The following is a 17000-nucleotide window of genomic DNA, read 5'->3' on the forward strand; positions in this document are numbered from 1 at the left end:
CCGGCTAGAACCGGGATCACCACTCACGACAGGGTCAGGCCGGGCCGCAGGACGACGCCCGCCCGGTCGGCTTCCGGCAGCCGGGCGAGCAGATCGGCGGCCCGGCCGTGCCCGGGAACCTCGGCGTCCGGGTCGATCTCAAGCCACGGGATCAGCACGCTCGCCCGGTCCGGGGTCCCGGGATGCGGCAGCAGCAGCTCCGGATCATCGGACGTCACATCCTGCACTGTCACTATGTCGACATCCAGCGTGCGCGGGCCCCAGCGCAGTTCGCGTACCCGGCCCGCCGCCTGTTCGGCCGCCTGCCCGGCGCGCAGCCACGCCCAGTGGTCGCGCGCCGGGTCGTCGACGATGCACAGCGCGTTCAGGAAGTCCGGCTGGTCCTCGACGCCCCAGGCTTTCGTTTCGTACACCCCGGACACCGCGACGAGCGCCGGGCGCACCGCGTCCACCGCGCTGCGCAGGTAACCGAGCCGGTCGCCGAGGTTGGAGCCCAGCGACAGGACCGCGCGGCTCACCGCTCCCGCCGGATGGTGACCGCGACGTCGTCGAAGGTCAGCGGAATCGGCGCGGACGGCTTGTGCACGGTGACCTCGACCGCGCTCAGCCGGTCGTCGCGCATGACCTCGTCGGCGATCTTGCCTGCGACGCTCTCGATCAGGTCGAAGGGCTCCCCGGCGACGATTCCCGCCGCCAGTTCGGCCAGCTCGCCGTAGTGCAGCGTCTTGGTCAGGTCGTCCGACGCCGTGGCGGGTCCGAGGTCGAGCCACGCGACGATGTCGATGCCGAATTCCTGTCCGTCGCGCTTTTCGTGGTCGAAGACCCCGTGCCGGCCGAACACGCGCAGTCCCGTGAGCGTGATGCGGTCAGCCATCGGCTCGTCCTTGCTGCCAGGCCGCGGCCACCGCCACGGCGTCCAGTGAAGCCCCCACCTCGTGCACCCGCACGCCCCAAGCACCCGCCGCCGCGGCCAGCGCCGAGATCGACGCGGTGGCGACCTCGCGGCCGTCCGGCGGCCTCGGCACGCCGTCCTTCCCGGACAGCAACCGGCCGAGGAAGCGTTTGCGCGAAGCACCCACCAAGACCGGGAAACCCAAGTCCAGCAACGAATCCAGCCCGTGCAGCAACGCCCAGTCGTGCTCGGCGTGCTTCGCGAACCCGAGGCCGGGGTCGAGCACGATCTCCCGGTCCGAAACCCCGGCCGCGATCGCCTCGTCGACCCGCTGCGACAGCTCATCGCGCACTTCGGCGACGACATCGGTGTACGTGGCGAGCGCGTTCATGTCCTTGCTGTGCCCGCGCCAGTGCATCAGCACCCACGGCACCTTGGTTTCCGCCGCGACTCGTCCCATCGCCGGATCGGCGAGCCCGCCGGAGACGTCGTTGATCACCTGCGCACCCGCCGCCACCGCGGCTTCCGCCACCGCGGCCCGAGTGGTGTCGACCGACAGCGCAACGCCCTCGGAAGCCAGCTGCCGGATCACCGGCAAGACGCGCGCGGCCTCGGTCTCCGCGTCGACCCGCGAGGCACCTGGGCGCGTCGATTCGCCGCCGACGTCGATCAGGTCCGCGCCACGCGCCCACATCTCGCGCGCGTGCTCCAGCGCCTGGTCGAGATCGAGGTAACGGCCGCCGTCGGAGAACGAATCCGGCGTCACGTTCAGCACGCCCAGCACGGCGCACCGCCCCGGCCGGGGGATCATCGGCGCCCCCGGATCAGCTCGATCGCCTCGGCCCGCGACGTCGCCGACGACCGCAGCATCCCGCGCACCGCCGACGTGGTGGTCCGCGAACCCGGCTTGCGGATCCCGCGCACCGACATGCACAAATGCTCGGCCTCGACGACCACGATCACCCCGCGCGGCTCCAGCCGCCGCACCAGCGCGTCGGCGATCTGCGAGGTGAGCCGCTCCTGCACCTGCGGGCGGCGAGCGTAGAGGTCGACCAGCCGGGCGATCTTCGACAGCCCGGTGACCTTGCCCTCGCCGTTCGGGATGTAGCCGACGTGGGCCACTCCGTGGAAGGCCAGCAGGTGGTGCTCGCAGGTGGAGTACATCGGGATGTCCGTGACGAGCACGAGTTCCTCGTGCGATTCGTCGAACGTCCGCGCCAGCACCTCGTCCGGATCGGTGTAGAGGCCGGCGAACATTTCCCGGTAAGCGCGAGCGACCCGGGCCGGGGTGTCCTGGAGACCGTCCCGATCCGGGTCCTCGCCGCAGGCGAGCAGCAGCTCGCGAACGGCGCGCTCCGCCCGGTCTTGATCGAAGACCGGGCGGATGCCGTCTTTACTGCTTGTCTGGTCCGTCGACGTCACGCCGATGCTGCCCCTCGTCCGGCTGCTGGCCGTTCGCGCCGTCGGCGAACCAGCCCTGCTCACGCGGACGGTCTTCGGCGGGGCGCCACGGCTGCTGGCCGCCCGGGGACGTCGCCGGGGTCCAGCCCGGAGGCGCCCCGTAGTTCGGCGGTCCGCTCTGCGCACCGCCCGGGCCACCGGGCTGGTAGCCGCCGCCTGCCGGACCGCCCGGCTGCTGCGGACCACCATACGGCTGGCCCCAGCGGCCGGTGCCGTTCGGCCCGCCCGGACGGCCGCCGTTGGACGGCGGGGCGTACGGGTTCGCGTTCGGGTCCGGAGCCTGGTACGGCGGGCCGCCAGGCAGCTCGCCCGCACCCGGTGCGGTGCCGACCGGGGTCGGAGCGGGCTGCAGGGCGGGCTTTTCCTTCTCCGGAGAAGGCGGCGGCCACGGCTCGCCGCGCTCCATCGCCAGCTCGCCCGGGGTCTTGATCGGCGGCTTGTCCGACGGCGTGCGCTCGCCGAACTCGTTGAAGACGGTGATGTGCGGGCGCTTCTCGACCGTGGCGAAGATCCGCTCAAGGTCCTTGCGCTGCAGCGTTTCCTTCTCCAGCAGCTCCATGACCAGGTTGTCGAGCACGTCGCGGTAGGTGTTCAGCACGTGCCACGCCTCGGTGTGCGCGGTCTCGATGAGCTTGCGCACCTCCTCGTCGATCTCGTGCGCCACTTCGAGCGAGTAGTCGGCCTGCCTGCCCGCGGACCGGCCGAGGAACGGGTCGCCCTGCTCCTGGCCGTACTTCACCGCGCCCAGCCGCGCGCTCATGCCGTACTCGGTGACCATCGCGCGGGCGATCTTCGTCGCCTGCTCGATGTCCGAGGACGCACCGGTGGTGGGCTCGTGGAACACGAGCTCCTCGGCCGTGCGGCCGCCCATCGCGAACACCAGCCTGCCGATCATCTCCGACCGGGTCATCAGCTGCTTGTCGTCCTCGGGCACCAGCAGCGCGTGGCCGCCGGTGCGGCCGCGCGGCAGGATCGTCAGCTTGTACACCGGTTCGATGTCCGGCATCGCCCACGCGGCGAGCGCGTGCCCGCCCTCGTGGTAGGCGGTGATCTTCTTCTCCTTCTCGGAGATGATCCGGCTCTTGCGCGCGGGACCGCCGACCACCCGGTCGACCGATTCCTCGAGCGCGACGTCGGTGATCACGTGCCCGTTCTCGCGGGCGGTGAGCAGCGCGGCCTCGTTCAGCACGTTGGCCAGGTCCGCACCGGACATGCCGACCGTGCGCTTGGCCAGCCCGGTCAGGTCGGTGCCCTGCGCGATCGGCTTGCCCTTGGCGTGCACCTCGAGGATCGCCTTGCGGCCGAGCAGGTCCGGCGCGGACACCGGGATCTGCCGGTCGAACCGGCCCGGGCGCAGCAGCGCCGGGTCGAGGATGTCCGGCCGGTTGGTGGCCGCGATCAGGATGATCCCGCCGCGGGCGTCGAAGCCGTCCATCTCGACCAGCAGCTGGTTCAGCGTCTGCTCGCGCTCGTCGTGGCCGCCGCCGAGGCCGGCGCCGCGCTGGCGGCCGACCGCGTCGATCTCGTCCACGAAGATGATGCACGGCGCGTTCTGCTTCGCCTGCTCGAACAGGTCGCGGACTCGCGACGCACCGACACCGACGAACATCTCGACGAAGTCCGAACCGGAGATCGTGTAGAACGGCACGCCCGCCTCGCCCGCGACGGCGCGCGCGAGCAGCGTCTTACCAGTGCCGGGCGGCCCGTAGAGCAGAACGCCCTTCGGGATCTTCGCGCCGAGCGCCTGGTAGCGCGCCGGGTTCTGCAGGAAGTCCTTGATCTCGTACAGCTCTTCGACCGCTTCGTCAGCGCCCGCGACGTCACCGAAGGTCGTCTTCGGCATGTCCTTGTTGAGCTGCTTCGCCTTCGACTTGCCGAAGTTCAGGACTCGGTTCCCGCCGCCCTGGGCGTTGTTCATCATCCACATCAGCAGGCCGAGCACCAGCGCCAGCGGGATCGCGAAGATCAGGATCTGGGTCAGCAGGCTCTGCTGGGTGACCTTGGTGGTGAACTTGACGGGCTGGCCGTCGTTCTTGGCGTTGATCAGCTTGTCGTAGATCTCCTGCGTGGCGTTCGCGGGGAACTGCGCGATGATCTGGTCAGTCTGCTGGCCCTCGACGTCGATCTTCTGCGTGAGCTGCAGTTTGAGCTGCTGCTCCTTGTCTTCGAGGCTGGCTTCCTTGATGTGGTTCTGGGCGACCTGGCCCATCGCCGTCGAGATAGGAGCCTGGGTGTAGCCACGATCGCTGTCGAAGATCGTGTTGTAGGCCAGCAACGCCAGCAACCCCGCGACGATCCACAGCAGTGGGTTCCTGAGCACGCTCTTCCGGTTCATACGACTCGGCCCTTGCGGCCTCGACCCTCCCTGGTTGGGCGGCTCCTGTGATACCCGCCATCGCGATCTTGACAACCCGTGGGCACCGCTGGGCACCCGTCCCACCAGGGTACCGTCCGGGCGGGCGGGGAAGCCTGGCGAGCCTCTCGCAGGTCAACGGCCAATCCCGCGCGAGGGTTCCCGGTCCGGGACGACACGTCACCCAGCTATCGGCCCTCGACCGCCACTGAAGCCACCATTTCACCCAGCCTGCTCCGCAGCGTCGCCGGGTCCGCCGGGGCTACGGTGACCCATTCGCGGCCGTCCGAACCCGCCCTCGACAAGCTCAAATACCGTCCGGTGGCGGTGTCGAACCAGCCAAGCACCCGGGACCGCTGCCGGTGTCCCAGCTGGGACCGGCTGTTCGCTGCGAGCTGACCGCCGCGCAGCCGCGGCTGGCCCGCGATGAGCCCGTAGGTCTCGCGCGGATCGAGCGTGGCGCGCTCGCTGAGCGACTGGCGCTTCGCCCGCCGACCGCCCTTTTCCTCGGGCTGGCCGCCACCCGCGGCGACCGGAACCCGGATCGGCTGGGTGTGCAGCGCCTCGTCCAGCGGAAGCGTGACCGACGCCTCACTGCCGCGCGGACCGCCGGGCAGCAGTTCGACGATCGTGGATACCAGCCCGTCCGGCGGGATCGCGCGCAGCCAGATGCCGTCGGCGTCCTGGATCGCGACCACGCCGGTGCGCTCGTCACCCGCGGCGAGCAACGCGACCGGATGCGCCTCGAACTGCGGGATGTGCAGCGCGTCAATGGAGTGCGGGGCGCGCGCGAGCAGCGTCAGCCAGTCCTCGACGTCGGGTTCGACCCGGCCGCGCGCGTCGCGGACACCGCGGGCCTTCAGCTCGATGTCGACCCGGTGCCGCAGCGACACGCGCTCGTCCTCGGTCGCGCCGTGCGAGCGCACGCGCAGCGGGTAGGGCAGCTCGCCCAGCTCCACCGACTCCCACAGGAAGTCGAATGCCAGCGGCGAGAAGAACTCTTGGTGCATCCGGTGCTGCTCACCCTCCGGTCAACGATCTCCGGCCCCAGCGTAGCGCCGGATCGGCAGTCTTCAAGCGCCCCAATGCCACTTTGGGTGCGTCGCACGCACCCAAAGTGGCATTCGGTGCGCTCAACGCACCCAAAGTGGCGTTCGCTCCGTCCCACCCGGCAAGACGCGGCGGTTGTTGCACACGCACCCCATGTGGCGCTCGGTGCGCGAGATGCGCCCAATGCCGCATTGGGGCGGTTTCGGCCGAGCGGGAGCCGGGCTGGCCACAGCAAGCCCACGGGTCAGCGCGGGCCAGAGCGGGTCAGGGCTGGTCAGCGCGGGCCAGAGCGGATCAGTGCGGATCAGTGCGGGCCAGAGCGGATCAGTGCGGGTCAGCGCAAGCCCGCGGATCAGCGCAAGCCCGCAGGCCGGGGCTGGTCAGAGCGGGTCAGGGCTGGTCAGAACGCGCCCGCGTTGGACTGGTCGGCCACCCCGGCGAGCATTTCGCCGAGCCGGTGGCGCAGCGTCGCCGGGTCGGCGGGCGCGATGGTGATCCAGTCGCGGCCGTCGTGGCCCTGGCTCGCCTGCGTGAAGTACCGGCCGGTTTCGGTGTCGAACCAGCTCAGCACCGTCGACCGGCTGCGGCCGCCGAGGCGGTTGCGGGCGTTCGCGCCGATCTGGCCGCCGCGCAGGCGCTGCTGGGCGTGCAGCCGGGCGAGTGCCTTGCGGTCCTCGTCCACGCTCGCACGGCCGGAGGCGTCGACCTGGTTGCCGCGCCGCTGCATGAAGTCGACTCCGGAAGCGCCGACCAGCTGCTCCAACGGCACGGTGATCGACTTCTCGGTACCGCGCGGAGCGCCCGGCAGGAGCGAAATGATCGCGGTGGCCAGGCCGTCCGGCGCGCACGGGTGCAGGTGCAGGCCGCGCTGGTCATGGACGGCGAACAGCCCGTCGCCGTTCGCGCTGCCCGCGACCGCGAGCAGCGGTTCGCCGTTCGGGTCGAGCAGCTGGACAGTGTCGAGGCTGACGTCCGGCGAGGCGAGGATGCCGAAGTAGTCCTCGACGTGCGGAGCGGGCCTGCCGCGGCCGTCGGCGAGCCCCCGGTCAGCCAGTGCGCCGAGCGTGCGCGTGCGCAGCGCCGAGCGCTCGTCCATCGTCGCGCCGTGCGAACGGATCCGCAGCGGATACGGCAGCTCGCCCAAACCGGCCGACTCCCACAGGAAGTCCACCTCGATCGGCGCGAGCAGCTCCGCGTTCGGCATCGACCAACCCCCTACCCCACGTGTTTGCGAACGCTCGCGGGCGCGTGACCGGTCCGGTCACGCGCCCGCGAGCACTGCGTCAGTTGTCGTCGTCCGACCACGCGCCGATGACCGGCGGCGGGGTGGCCTGGTTGGCCCCGAACGCGTCGTCCGGGTCCGGTTCGATGAGGAACGAAGCGTGCGTGTGCTCCTCGTCCTGTTCGCCCGCGCCGTGCGCGCCCGCTCCGCCCATGCCGCCCATCGGGCTCATGCCGCCCTGCGACTGGCCGATGGTGCCGCTCGCCGGGACGACGCCCTGCTGCTGCGGAGCCGCCGACGCGGCGCTCTGCCCGCTCTGGTGCTCGGACGCCGCGGAGGTCTTGCCTTCCTCCTCCTTGCGCGAACCGCTGCGGTTGCCCTCGCCGAGCTTGCCGCCGGCGAACCCGGCTCCCGCGCCGATGGCGCCGAGGCCGAGCGCGGAACCGAGGCCGCTGCCGCCCGTGCTCGCGGGCGTGGCAGCGACCGGGGCCGCGCCAACGCCGGAACCGGCACCAACGCCGGCACCCGCGGCGAGCCCGCCGCCGCCTTCGAAACCGGAAGTGCCGTACTTGCCCGAGTCGGCCGAGACGTGCGCCGGAGCGCCGTGCCCGGCGACCCCCGCGCCGCCTGCCNTGCGCCGGAGCGCCGTGCCCGGCGCCCCCCGCGCCGCCTGCCCCGCCGTGCGCGCCGACCGTGCCGAAGCTGGCCGGCGAACCGAGCGCGCCGGGACCGTCGGTGTGGCCGATGTTGTTGACGTTGTTGAACGAGTTGCCGTTGAAGTGCGTCGCGGTCGGCTTCATGCCGAGCGAGTCCGGGCCGAAGCTCGGGGTCGAGCCGTCGACCTCGCTCATCGCCTGGGTGTAGGCGTTGAAGAACGCGACCTGCTGCGCCTTGACGTCGTTCGCGGCGTCCGCCTGCGCCTTCTGGTCCGCGGCCAGCGCGGCCGGGCCGCCCGCGAGCGCGGCCGTCATGGCCTGCTTCGGGTCGTAGTCGCGCGGGGCGGGCATCTTCTTGACCTCGGCGGCCGCGGCGGCCTGGCGGGCGAGCCGGTCGGACATCGTGTGCGCGGCGTCGGAGGCCTGCGTGCCCGAGTTGGCGATCGCCACCAGCGCGCCCTGCGCGCTGGCGGCGCCGTGGCCGACCCAGGCGTTGCCCAGTTCGGTGATCGCGTTGTACAGGTCGTCCGACGCCTGCTTCAGCTCGGTTCCGTGCTTGGCCCAGTGCTGTCCGCTGGCCTCGGCGGTGCCCGGGTCGTTGTCCGTGGTCGCGCCGACGTAGAGCTGGTGGCTTTCCTGCGCCTGCCAGTTCGGCGGGTTGCCGATGGCGCGGTCGCCGCCCATCTCGAAACCGCCGGAACTGCTGCGCGCCGACGCGACGATGTCGTTGGCCGCCGGGTTCGAGCCCATCGCGACGGCGGAGCCGGGCGCGGGGACCGAGGACGAGCTGCCGTAGCCGGAGGTGTTGTAGCCCGATCCGTCCGGGACGGAGCCCGGGGCCGAGGTGTTGGTGTTCGGTGCCATGACTGCGTGATCCCCCTAGGACGTCAGGCCTTGTTGCGGAACGGGTCGCCGGCGGACTGGTCGATCTCGTGGTAGCGGGCCATCGCCGCGACGATGCCTTCCTCCGCGGCCTGGTACTGGCCGAGCAGGTTCTGCAGCGCGGACGAGTAGGAGTCGCCGCCGCCGTCGGCGCGCTGCACGAACTTGGTCGCCATCGCCTTGCCGACCGGGTTCGCGCCGAGCTTCGGCGGCTGCGCGAGCGTGCCCGCGCTGTTCAGGAGAGCTTCGACCGCGTCCCGCCCGGTCCGGATCTTCTTCAGCACGGTCTGCGCGGCGTCCGGGTCGATTCCGACCTGGCCGTTGACCGCGGCGTTCTTGAACGCCGCGGCATCCGCCGAGCTGTTGTTGCCCATCTGCCCTCTCTCCGTTCCCCCGCGCGAGGACCAACCCGTCGGCTGGTGTCACTCGTCCGCATGGCAATAGGTCTTCGCATAGGTTAACGCACCTGGTCGAGCCCTATGACGCGATTTCGGGCTTCCGGGTTCCGCACCCGGAATGAGTACCGCGAACCGTGACTATCCGGACTATCCAGACGTGTAGACGTGCGGATCGAGCGTCCCGATGTAGGGCAGGTCGCGGTAGCGCTCGGCGTAGTCGAGGCCGTAGCCGACGACGAACTCGTTGGGGATGTCGAAGCCGATGTACTTGACCGGCACCTCGACCTTCACGGCTTCCGGCTTGCGCAGCAGCGAGACGACCTCGAGCGAGGCCGGGTTCCGGCTCGCCAGGTTCTTCAGCAGCCAGGACAGGGTGAGCCCGGAGTCGACGATGTCCTCGACGATCAGCACGTCGCGCCCGGCGATGTCGCGGTCGAGGTCCTTCAAGATCCGCACCACCCCCGACGACGAGGTCGAAGACCCGTAGGACGACACGGCCATGAACTCCAGCTGCGTCGGCACCGGAAGCGCCCGCGCGAAGTCGGTCATGAACATGACGGCGCCCTTGAGGACGCCGACCAGGAGGAGGTCGCCCTGGCCGTTTTCCGGGTGGTCCGCGGCGATTTTCGCCGCCAGCTCCGCGATCTTGTCCTTGATCTGCTGCTCGGTGATGAGCACGGAGGCGATCTCGCCCTCGTACACGAGTCATTCCCCTCGGGTGGTGGGTTCGGGTCCGGCAAGCGAGAGCCTGCCACGCCGCCGTCGAGCCTCCAAGTTGCCTGGCAGCCACACCCCGCCCTGACCCCGCCAGCGGGCCACGAGCGCGTCGACCGAACGCAGGTGCGCGTCGGTCAGCTCGCGGACCCCGGAGTCCAGCAGCCACCTGCGGAGAACCCGTCTGCGCAGCGCAGCGGGCTCGGCTGCGAGCACGCCTACGTCGAGGTCGTCTTCGCGGGCCGCGCGCTCGTGGACACGCATGGCGAGTGTGTCCAACGCCTCGGTGTCCTCGCGCAGCTGTGCGGCCGTACGGGCTAAAGCTGGAGCGACTCCACCCGACAGCACGTCCTCCAGGAGCGGCAGTGCTTCCGTACGCAGCCGTACGCGGGTGAAGCGTGGATCAGCGTTGTGCGGGTCTTGCCAGGGCTCCAGGCCGAGCTCTGTACACGCCGCCACGGTTTGCGCGCGCGTGATGCCGAGCAGCGGACGACCCCACGGCGGATCGTGCGGACGCATGCCAGCCAGCGACCGTGGTCCGGAACCGCGGCCTAGACCGAGCAGCACCGTCTCAGCTTGGTCGTCTTGGGTGTGGCCGAGCAGTACGAGCCCTTCGCCGTTTGGCAACGCTTCGCGCAGCGCGTGGTACCTCGCGGCGCGCGCGGCTGCTTCGGGACCGCCTTTGCCCACGACGTGTACGGCATGCACTTCGACGACGTCGATGCCAAGGCTCTTCACAACCGTCGCCGCTTCGGCGGCAACAACCGCTGAATCCGCCTGAAGGCCATGGTCGACGACGAGCGCCCGCGTACGGACGTCTCGATGCCGGAGGACGTATGCCGTCGCTTCAGCGAGCGCTAGGGAGTCCGCGCCGCCCGACACCGCGACGCACACCTCGCCGGGGACAGCGACTGCCGCAAGGAAATCGCGAACCGCTGTCCGGACCGTGGCGAGCGCGCTCACCCGTGCAGGCGCCGCACCCAGGCCGCGGGGTCGGCGATCTCGGCGCGGGTCGGCAACGTGTTCGGCGAGCGCCAAACCTTGTTGAACCCGTCCATCCCGACCGCGTCGACCACGTGCCGCGTGAACTTCGCGCCCTCCTCGTACTGGCGGATCTTCGCGTCGAGACCGAGCACCGCACGCAACAGCCGGTCGAAAAGCCCGCCGCCCTGGCGCCGCGCGGTAAATCGCGCCCGGATCTGCTCGACGCTCGGGACGACCTGCGGGCCCACCGCGTCCATCACGTAGTCCGCGTGGCCCTCCAGCAGCGTGGACAACGCCAGCAGCCGATCGAAAACCGAGCGCTCCTTCGGCGACTGCAGCAGCTCCGCGATACCGCCGCCCTTGCCGCGGTTGCGCAGCGCGTCGGGCAGCCTGCCGACCAGTTCGGCCAGACCGTCGGCGGAGCTTTCCGCGAGCCCGGACACCAGCCGTTCGACCTCGTCGGCGAAGTAGTCGCGCAGCCACGGCACCGCGGTGAACTGCAGCCGGTGCGTGCATTCGTGCAGGCACACCCACAGCCGGAAATCGTGCGAGGGGACCTTCAGCGCGCGCTCGGCGGACACCACGTTCGGCGCGACGAGCAGCAGTTCTCCCTTGTTCTCGGGGCCGCCGAACGGGTCGTACTGCCCGAGCACACGAGACGCCAGGAACGCGAGCAGCAGCCCGGTCTGCACGCCGGCGCCGGACGCCAGGAGCGGGCCGAGCGGACCGCCTTGGGCCGCGGGCAGCGCACGCCCGGTGAGCACGCCGAGACCGGACGCCGCGGACCGGACCCAGCCCGGCCGGTCGACCACGGTGCCGGGCAGCAGCGGCAGGTCCCGGCCGAGACCGGTCAGCTCACGGACGTGCCCTTCCGCCTCGGCGGTCAGCTCCCGCAGGTCGACCACCGCGCGGTCCGCTTCTCCGCGCGCGACCTGCGGGCCGCCGCGCACCAGCAGCGCGCCGGTGGCGGCTGCCCGGTCCCAGTCGACCATGGGCCGCCGTTGGGTCTCGGTTTCCTGGCTCACCCCTCCGACGCTACCTTCCGGCCCGCGATTGTGGGCAGCTCAGCCGAACGGGTTCAGCGAGTCGGCTCAGTGCGGGCTACTTGCAGCCGCAGCCCCGCAATGCTGTCGCCAGCACGTCGAGCGCCGCCTGCCCGGAGTTCTTCTCCGAACCGTTGGACATGAAGGCGAAGGCGAGCACGCGGTTGTCGCTGTCGAGCACATACCCCGCGAGGGTGTTGACGCCGGTGAGCGTGCCGGTCTTGGCGCGCACCCAGCCCTTGCCCCCTTGGGTTTCTCCCGAGTGGTAGCGGCCGTGCAGGGTGCCTTCCGGGCTGCCCGCGACCGGAAGGCCGGCCAGCAGCGGACGCAGCTTCGGCGTGTTCGGGTCCTTCCCGTCCGGACCGGCCGCCGCGGCGAGCACCTGTGCCAGCAGCCTGGCGGGCACCTTGTTCTGATTGGACAGTCCACTCGTGTCGAACAGCTGGAGGCCGTTGACGTCGAAACCGTGGTCTGCCAGCACCTTCTTCACCGCGGCGGAGGCGCCGGCGAACGACGCTTCCCCGCCGGTGGCCATGGCGACCTGGCGGCCGAGCGAGTCGGCGAGCACGTTGTCGGAGATCTGCAGGAGCGCGTACGCGAGGTCCGGCAGCGGAGCCGACTGGACTTCGCCGAGCACCTTCGCCCCGTCCGGAGCCTTCGCGGCGCCGGCCGGGCTCGCACCGAGCTTGTCCGCGACGAGCTGGGTGAGCGTGGTTCCCGGGTTGCCCGAGCGCATGGTTTCGTCGACCTTCGGATTACCGCGGCCGCCGTCGGTCATGGCCGGGACGATCGGCGCGCCGTACAGCGACGGCGCGTCGCCCGGCTCCCAGCCCGGCGCGGTGTTCGGACCGCTGAAGGCGCTCGCGTCGAGCTGGACCTTCTTGACGTCGCCGCCGGCCTTCTTGACCTGGTTGACGAGGTCGTCGACGTGCGCCGCGCCGGGGTAGAGCGGCGAGTCGGTGCCGACCGGCAGCGCGGTCAGCGACGGGTCGCCGCCGCCGACGATGACAACCGTGCCCGGCTGCGCGCCCTGGACGATCTTGGTGGAGATCCGCTTCGTCGGCTCCATCGCGAGCAGCGCCGCGGAGACGGTGAGGATCTTCGTGGTCGACGCCGGGGTCAGCGGGGTGTTCGACGCGTGGTCCCACAGCACGGTGCCGTTCGCCGGGTCGATCACGCTTCCGCTGAGCTGCGAGAGCGCAGCCGCCCCTGCCGGACCGGAGAGCTTCGAGGCGACGCCGTTCGCGGACGGACCCTGACCGGACGTGTCCGGGCCGTGCAGCGCGAGGCTGGCGTCGGAGGGGTCCGGTTCGCTGCCCTTCGGCGCGTTCGGCGCCCACGGCAACCCGAGCCGGTTGGACACGGCGGGCACGGCCGACGCGCCACCCGCGGCAGCCAGCAGAAGCAGCACGACGAGCGCCAGGATCAGCGCCTTCCGGCGAGGCTTCTTCCCCTCGGGACGAGGCGCGTCGCCCTGCGGCGGGATCGGCCCGGTGCCGGACGGCGGTTCGGGTGGCTCCGCAGCGCGCGCCGCGATCTGCTCCGGGCCTGGGCGCTCAGCGAAACCTTCCGCAGGACGAGGAATGCCGACAGTCGCTTCGGACGGCCCCTGCTGCGCTTCGCCGGGGAAGCCTTCGGGCGGACGCGGGATGCCGACGGTCGCCTCTGCCGGGAACTGGCCACCGGTCGGGTCGATCCGCATCGGCCGCGCCTGGCCGCCCGCCGGCGGGACGGTGCCGGGTGCTGGTTCGGGCAAGGCTGGACGGACCGGGATCTCGATCTGCTGCGCCCACGACTCGGAGCCGGATTCGTTCCGGTTCGGCTCGTTCCCGGGACGACCGGACTGACCGGCGTTGGAGCGACCCCAGCTCTCCGGCGCTTCGTTCCCCGGCCAGCCGGGCTGAGCCGGGTTGAGCCGCGCGGCGGCGGACCCGGGTGCCGGTTCGCCCCGCAAGCCCGTCCGGTTCTCCCGCGGCTGCTCCCCGGGCTGAGCCTGCCCAGCGGGGCGGGCGGCCCCGGGCTCGCCCCGGAACTCAGGTGCTCCTTCTCCGCCACGACCGGACTGGTTCTGGCCAGACGCGGCGGTACCGGAGTCGTTCCGGAAGGCGGTCCAGCCCTCCTTGGGCGGCTCCTGCCCCTGCTCGTCCCGCGTGACGACCGGCCGGAACGCCGCCCAGCCCTGGTTGTTTTCGCCCGTTCCCGGCGTTTCGTCCCGGAACGCCGCGAACTGCCCCGGCTTTCCGGACTCAGCGGGCTCGGCGGACTCAGCGGGCTCGGCGGACTGGCCGGACTGGAACGGCTTCCACCCCTGCCCCTCGTCCGAAGCTCCAGCACCAGCAGGCTCGAACAGCGAGTTCCCCGGCTTCCGCGCGGCCTGCCATGCGGGCGACGACTGTTGCGACCCATCCTGACCAGGCGAAAAACTCGGCTGCGCCCAGACCGTCTGCTCCGCGGACGGCCTCGGCTGCTGCGATACCTGGAAAGTCTTCTCCGCGGATCCCTCCTCGACCGTTGACGACCGCACCGTCGCCTCGGCGTCCGGACGGGCCGCGTTGTCGCCCGGCCCCGGCACCCCGGCGGTGAACCGGGTCGGCCCCTCCACCGGCACCCACGGCGCCCGCGGTTTCGGTTCCTCGGCCCGAGCGGGCGCCGAAGCGCCGCTCATCCGGTCCGCGAGGTTCGACCGAGGCGGTTCCGGCGGCGCGGCGGGAGCGTCCGAGGGCGCGTTGAGCCCGGGCACTTCCTCCGGTTCGACTTTGGGCCGGAACCACGATCCCGGCCCGTCTCCCGGTGTGACGTTCGGCACGGAAAGCTGCGCGGTGGCTCCCGCGTCGCGCTTGGGCAGGGGGAGGCGGGAGGTCGCCCGGTCCGCCTCGGACGAGGTGTCCTCGTCGCCCGTGGGCCACCTCGGCTGGTCGTTTTCCGGCACCCACCACTCCTTCTCACCCGCCCCCGGAGGGGCCAAGGTCACATGCCGTCTGGCCGACATCGGCGCGACCGGCCGACGGGCGTAGTCCACACTAGTGACGTCAACGAGGTCATGAGGTTGCCGCCCACGAGCGCGTGGGACACCGAGATTCGAGAAGCAGCGAGGACGGCCGTGGAATTCGACGTCACGATCGAAATCCCCAAGGGGGAGCGCAACAAGTACGAGGTCGACCACAAGACCGGTCGGATCAAGCTCGACCGGACCCTGTTCACCGCGACCCAGTACCCGGCCGACTACGGCTTCATCGACGACACGCTCGGCCAGGACGGCGACCCGCTCGACGTGCTCGTGCTCGTCCAGGAGCCGACGTTCCCCGGCTGCCTGATCCGCTGCCGCGCGATCGGCATGTTCCGGATGACCGACGAGAAGGGACCGGACGACAAGGTCCTCGCCGTCCCGACGAACGACCCGCGCCTTGAGCACCTGCGCGACATCCACCACCTGAACGAGTTCCACAAGCTCGAGATCCAGCACTTCTTCGAGGTCTACAAGGACCTCGAACCGGGCAAGAGCGTCGAGGGCTCCTCCTGGGTGGGCCGCGCCGATGCCGAGGCCGAGATCTCGCGCTCCTACGAGCGCGAGAAGGACCGTCTCGCCAAGGAAGAGATCACCGGCGAAGCGCACCGCTGAGCCACCCGAAAGGGGCCGTCCACCTGCCTGGTGGACGGCCCCTTTTTGCTGCCTTCTCAGCCCGCGAGGGCCAGCTCGCTCGCCTCCTGCTCGGCGCGCTGCTCCATCGCCGACTTGTCCGAGAGCGGCTTCTCCCGCAGCAGCCAGACCAGCGCGAACCCGACGGTCAGCACCGCGCCGCCGATCAGGAACACCGTGCTCATCGAGCTGGAGAACCCTTCCAGGACCGGCCGGGCGAGCACCGGGTCGAGCGTCGACAGGAACGAGGTGTCGTTCACGTCAAGGCCGCCGCTCGCCATCTGCCGGGCGAACTCCGGGTGCTGCGCCAGCGCCGCGGTGTAGGCCGGGGAGGCCATCGCCGAGCGGACCGCCGCCGCGATCCGGTCGCCGACCGTGCTGAACAGGATCGACAGGAACACCGCGGTGCCCGCCGTCCCGCCGATCTGCCGGAAGAACGTGACCGACGAGGTCGCGACGCCGATGTCGCGGGGCGAGACGTCGTTCGTGGCGGCCAGGGTCAGCGTCTGCATGGTCGAGCCGAGGCCCAGTCCGAGCACGAACGCGATGGCCATGACCACGCCGAGCGCGGTGTCCACGCCGATCATCGAGAACGAGTACACCGCCGCGGCCATCAGGCCGAGTCCGGCGACCGCGAAGCCCTTGTACCGGCCGGTGCGGGCGATGATCCGGCCGCTGCCGAGGCTCGCGACCATGATCCCGAGGGTCAGCGGCAGCATCTGCAGCCCGGCCTGGGTGGGCGTCGCGCCCTTGACAATCTGCAGGTAGAGCGGCAGCGACATCATCGCGCCGAACATCCCGATGCCCTGGATCACGGTGACCATCGTCGACACCCGGAACACCCCGTTGCGGAACAGCCGCAGCGGCAGCAGGGCGGCGTCGCCCATCCGGCGTTCCTGGAGGATGAACAGGACCACGCCGAGCGCACCGACCAGGTACATCGCCAGCGACGCGGGCGAACCCCAGCCCCATTCGCGGCCCTGCTCGGCGACGAGCAGCAGCGGCACGAGGCCGACCGTCAGCGCGCCGGCTCCGAGGAAGTCGACCTTCTGGTCCACGCGGGTGTGCGGGAGGTTCAGCACCTTGCTCACGACGACCAGCGCGGCGAGCGCGATCGGGACGTTCACCATGAACACCCAGCGCCAGCCGGTGAGGCCGGCGAACGAGTCGAGTCCGGCGAAGAACCCGCCGACGACCGGGCCGGCGACGCTCGAAACGCCGAAAACGGCCATGAAGTAGCCCTGGTAGCGGCTGCGTTCCCGCGGCGAGGTGATGTCGGTGATGATCGCGAGCGCGAGCGACATCAGACCGCCGGCGCCGAGGCCCTGGAACGCGCGGAACGCGGCCAGTTCGTACATCGATCCGGCCATCGCGCTCGCCAGCGAACCGGCGAGGAACAGCGAGATCGCGGTCAGGTACATCGGCTTGCGGCCGAAGAGGTCGGACAGCTTGCCATACAGCGGCGTGGAAAGCGTCGCGGTGATCAGGTAGGCGGTGGTGGCCCAGGCCTGGAGGCTCTGTCCGTGCAGTTCGTCGGCGATGGTCTTCATCGCCGAGGACACGATGGTCTGGTCGAGGGCCGCCAGGAACATGCCGAGCATCAGTCCGGACAGAACCGTGAGGATCTGCCGGTGTGAAAGCCGTCCGTTCGTGGTGGCGCCCCCTTCCGCAGTGGCGGTGTCGCTCATGGTGGTCTCCCTCAGTGCCG

General features: G+C 71.0%; 14 protein-coding genes. 1 reads left to right on the top strand and 13 read right to left on the bottom strand.

Going from position 1 to position 17000, the window contains the following annotated elements; genetic code table 11:
• Window positions 1-23: 23 nt before the first annotated feature.
• The 12 genes from folK to dacB all read right to left on the bottom strand — a co-directional run bounded on the left by folK (window position 24) and on the right by dacB (window position 14584).
• Window positions 24-518 (bottom strand): 2-amino-4-hydroxy-6-hydroxymethyldihydropteridine diphosphokinase, encoded by a 495-nt coding sequence (folK, locus tag A4R44_RS05375; RefSeq protein ID WP_067576908.1) that lies wholly within the window; start codon window positions 516-518, stop codon window positions 24-26.
• On the bottom strand, window positions 515-874 hold the full coding sequence (folB, locus tag A4R44_RS05380) for a dihydroneopterin aldolase (RefSeq protein ID WP_067576910.1): 360 nt from the start codon (window positions 872-874) through the stop codon (window positions 515-517). The genes folK and folB overlap by 4 nt, the downstream gene beginning before the upstream one ends.
• Window positions 867-1703 carry a dihydropteroate synthase gene (gene folP / locus A4R44_RS05385; RefSeq protein ID WP_067576912.1) on the bottom strand — a complete coding sequence of 279 codons (837 nt, stop codon included), beginning with the start codon at window positions 1701-1703 and terminating at the stop codon, window positions 867-869. Before folP ends, folB begins: the two co-directional genes overlap by 8 nt.
• A complete protein-coding gene (gene folE / locus A4R44_RS05390) occupies window positions 1700-2314 on the bottom strand; it encodes a GTP cyclohydrolase I FolE (protein WP_067576914.1) in 615 nt (204 codons plus the stop codon). The genes folP and folE overlap by 4 nt, the downstream gene beginning before the upstream one ends.
• Window positions 2286-4688 (bottom strand): ATP-dependent zinc metalloprotease FtsH, encoded by a 2403-nt coding sequence (gene ftsH / locus A4R44_RS05395; RefSeq protein WP_067576916.1) that lies wholly within the window; start codon window positions 4686-4688, stop codon window positions 2286-2288. Before ftsH ends, folE begins: the two co-directional genes overlap by 29 nt.
• A gap of 206 nt (window positions 4689-4894) precedes the next feature.
• Window positions 4895-5716, bottom strand: coding sequence for an ESX secretion-associated protein EspG (locus tag A4R44_RS05400; protein ID WP_067576918.1), 822 nt, complete (start codon window positions 5714-5716; stop codon window positions 4895-4897).
• A gap of 440 nt (window positions 5717-6156) precedes the next feature.
• On the bottom strand, window positions 6157-6960 hold the full coding sequence (locus A4R44_RS05405; RefSeq protein ID WP_067576920.1) for an ESX secretion-associated protein EspG: 804 nt from the start codon (window positions 6958-6960) through the stop codon (window positions 6157-6159).
• 1561 nt (window positions 6961-8521) lie between these two features.
• Entirely contained in the window at window positions 8522-8890 is a 369-nt protein-coding gene (locus A4R44_RS05415) for a hypothetical protein (protein ID WP_067576922.1), read from the bottom strand.
• Window positions 8891-9061: 171 nt separating this feature from the next.
• Window positions 9062-9616, bottom strand: a complete 555-nt coding sequence (gene hpt / locus A4R44_RS05420) for a hypoxanthine phosphoribosyltransferase (protein WP_037369179.1) — start codon at window positions 9614-9616, stop codon at window positions 9062-9064.
• A 3-nt stretch (window positions 9617-9619) separates the two neighbouring features.
• Window positions 9620-10591 (bottom strand): tRNA lysidine(34) synthetase TilS, encoded by a 972-nt coding sequence (gene tilS / locus A4R44_RS05425; RefSeq protein WP_067576924.1) that lies wholly within the window; start codon window positions 10589-10591, stop codon window positions 9620-9622.
• Complete coding sequence (locus A4R44_RS05430; protein ID WP_067576926.1) at window positions 10588-11604, bottom strand: zinc-dependent metalloprotease; 1017 nt, start codon at window positions 11602-11604, stop codon at window positions 10588-10590. Before A4R44_RS05430 ends, tilS begins: the two co-directional genes overlap by 4 nt.
• A 109-nt stretch (window positions 11605-11713) precedes the next feature.
• A complete protein-coding gene (gene dacB / locus A4R44_RS48810) occupies window positions 11714-14584 on the bottom strand; it encodes a D-alanyl-D-alanine carboxypeptidase/D-alanyl-D-alanine-endopeptidase (protein ID WP_232791508.1) in 2871 nt (956 codons plus the stop codon).
• 171 nt (window positions 14585-14755) lie between these two features.
• Here dacB and A4R44_RS05440 point away from each other — a divergent pair, with 171 nt between their 5' ends.
• Complete coding sequence (locus tag A4R44_RS05440) at window positions 14756-15274, top strand: inorganic diphosphatase (protein WP_067576928.1); 519 nt, start codon at window positions 14756-14758, stop codon at window positions 15272-15274.
• Window positions 15275-15330: 56 nt separating this feature from the next.
• Here A4R44_RS05440 and A4R44_RS05445 read toward each other — a convergent pair whose 3' ends face one another.
• Entirely contained in the window at window positions 15331-16980 is a 1650-nt protein-coding gene (locus A4R44_RS05445) for an MDR family MFS transporter (protein WP_067576930.1), read from the bottom strand.
• Between the last annotated feature and the right edge of the window lie 20 nt (window positions 16981-17000).

It is taken from the genome of Amycolatopsis sp. M39 (genome assembly GCF_001651785.1).
Classification (GTDB): Bacteria; Actinomycetota; Actinomycetes; order Mycobacteriales; family Pseudonocardiaceae; genus Amycolatopsis; species Amycolatopsis rubida.

What these genes read in the sequence shown, in the direction of transcription:
- folB (WP_067576910.1), bottom strand. Translation starts at nt 874, where the DNA reads ATGGCTGACCGCATCACGCTCACGGGACTGCGCGTGTTCGGCCGGCAC.
- folP (WP_067576912.1), bottom strand. Translation starts at nt 1,703, where the DNA reads ATGATCCCCCGGCCGGGGCGGTGCGCCGTGCTGGGCGTGCTGAACGTG.
- ftsH (WP_067576916.1), bottom strand. Translation starts at nt 4,688, where the DNA reads ATGAACCGGAAGAGCGTGCTCAGGAACCCACTGCTGTGGATCGTCGCG.
- A4R44_RS05400 (WP_067576918.1), bottom strand. Translation starts at nt 5,716, where the DNA reads ATGCACCAAGAGTTCTTCTCGCCGCTGGCATTCGACTTCCTGTGGGAG.
- A4R44_RS05405 (WP_067576920.1), bottom strand. Translation starts at nt 6,960, where the DNA reads ATGCCGAACGCGGAGCTGCTCGCGCCGATCGAGGTGGACTTCCTGTGG.
- A4R44_RS05415 (WP_067576922.1), bottom strand. Translation starts at nt 8,890, where the DNA reads ATGGGCAACAACAGCTCGGCGGATGCCGCGGCGTTCAAGAACGCCGCG.
- A4R44_RS05430 (WP_067576926.1), bottom strand. Translation starts at nt 11,604, where the DNA reads ATGGTCGACTGGGACCGGGCAGCCGCCACCGGCGCGCTGCTGGTGCGC.
- A4R44_RS05445 (WP_067576930.1), bottom strand. Translation starts at nt 16,980, where the DNA reads ATGAGCGACACCGCCACTGCGGAAGGGGGCGCCACCACGAACGGACGG.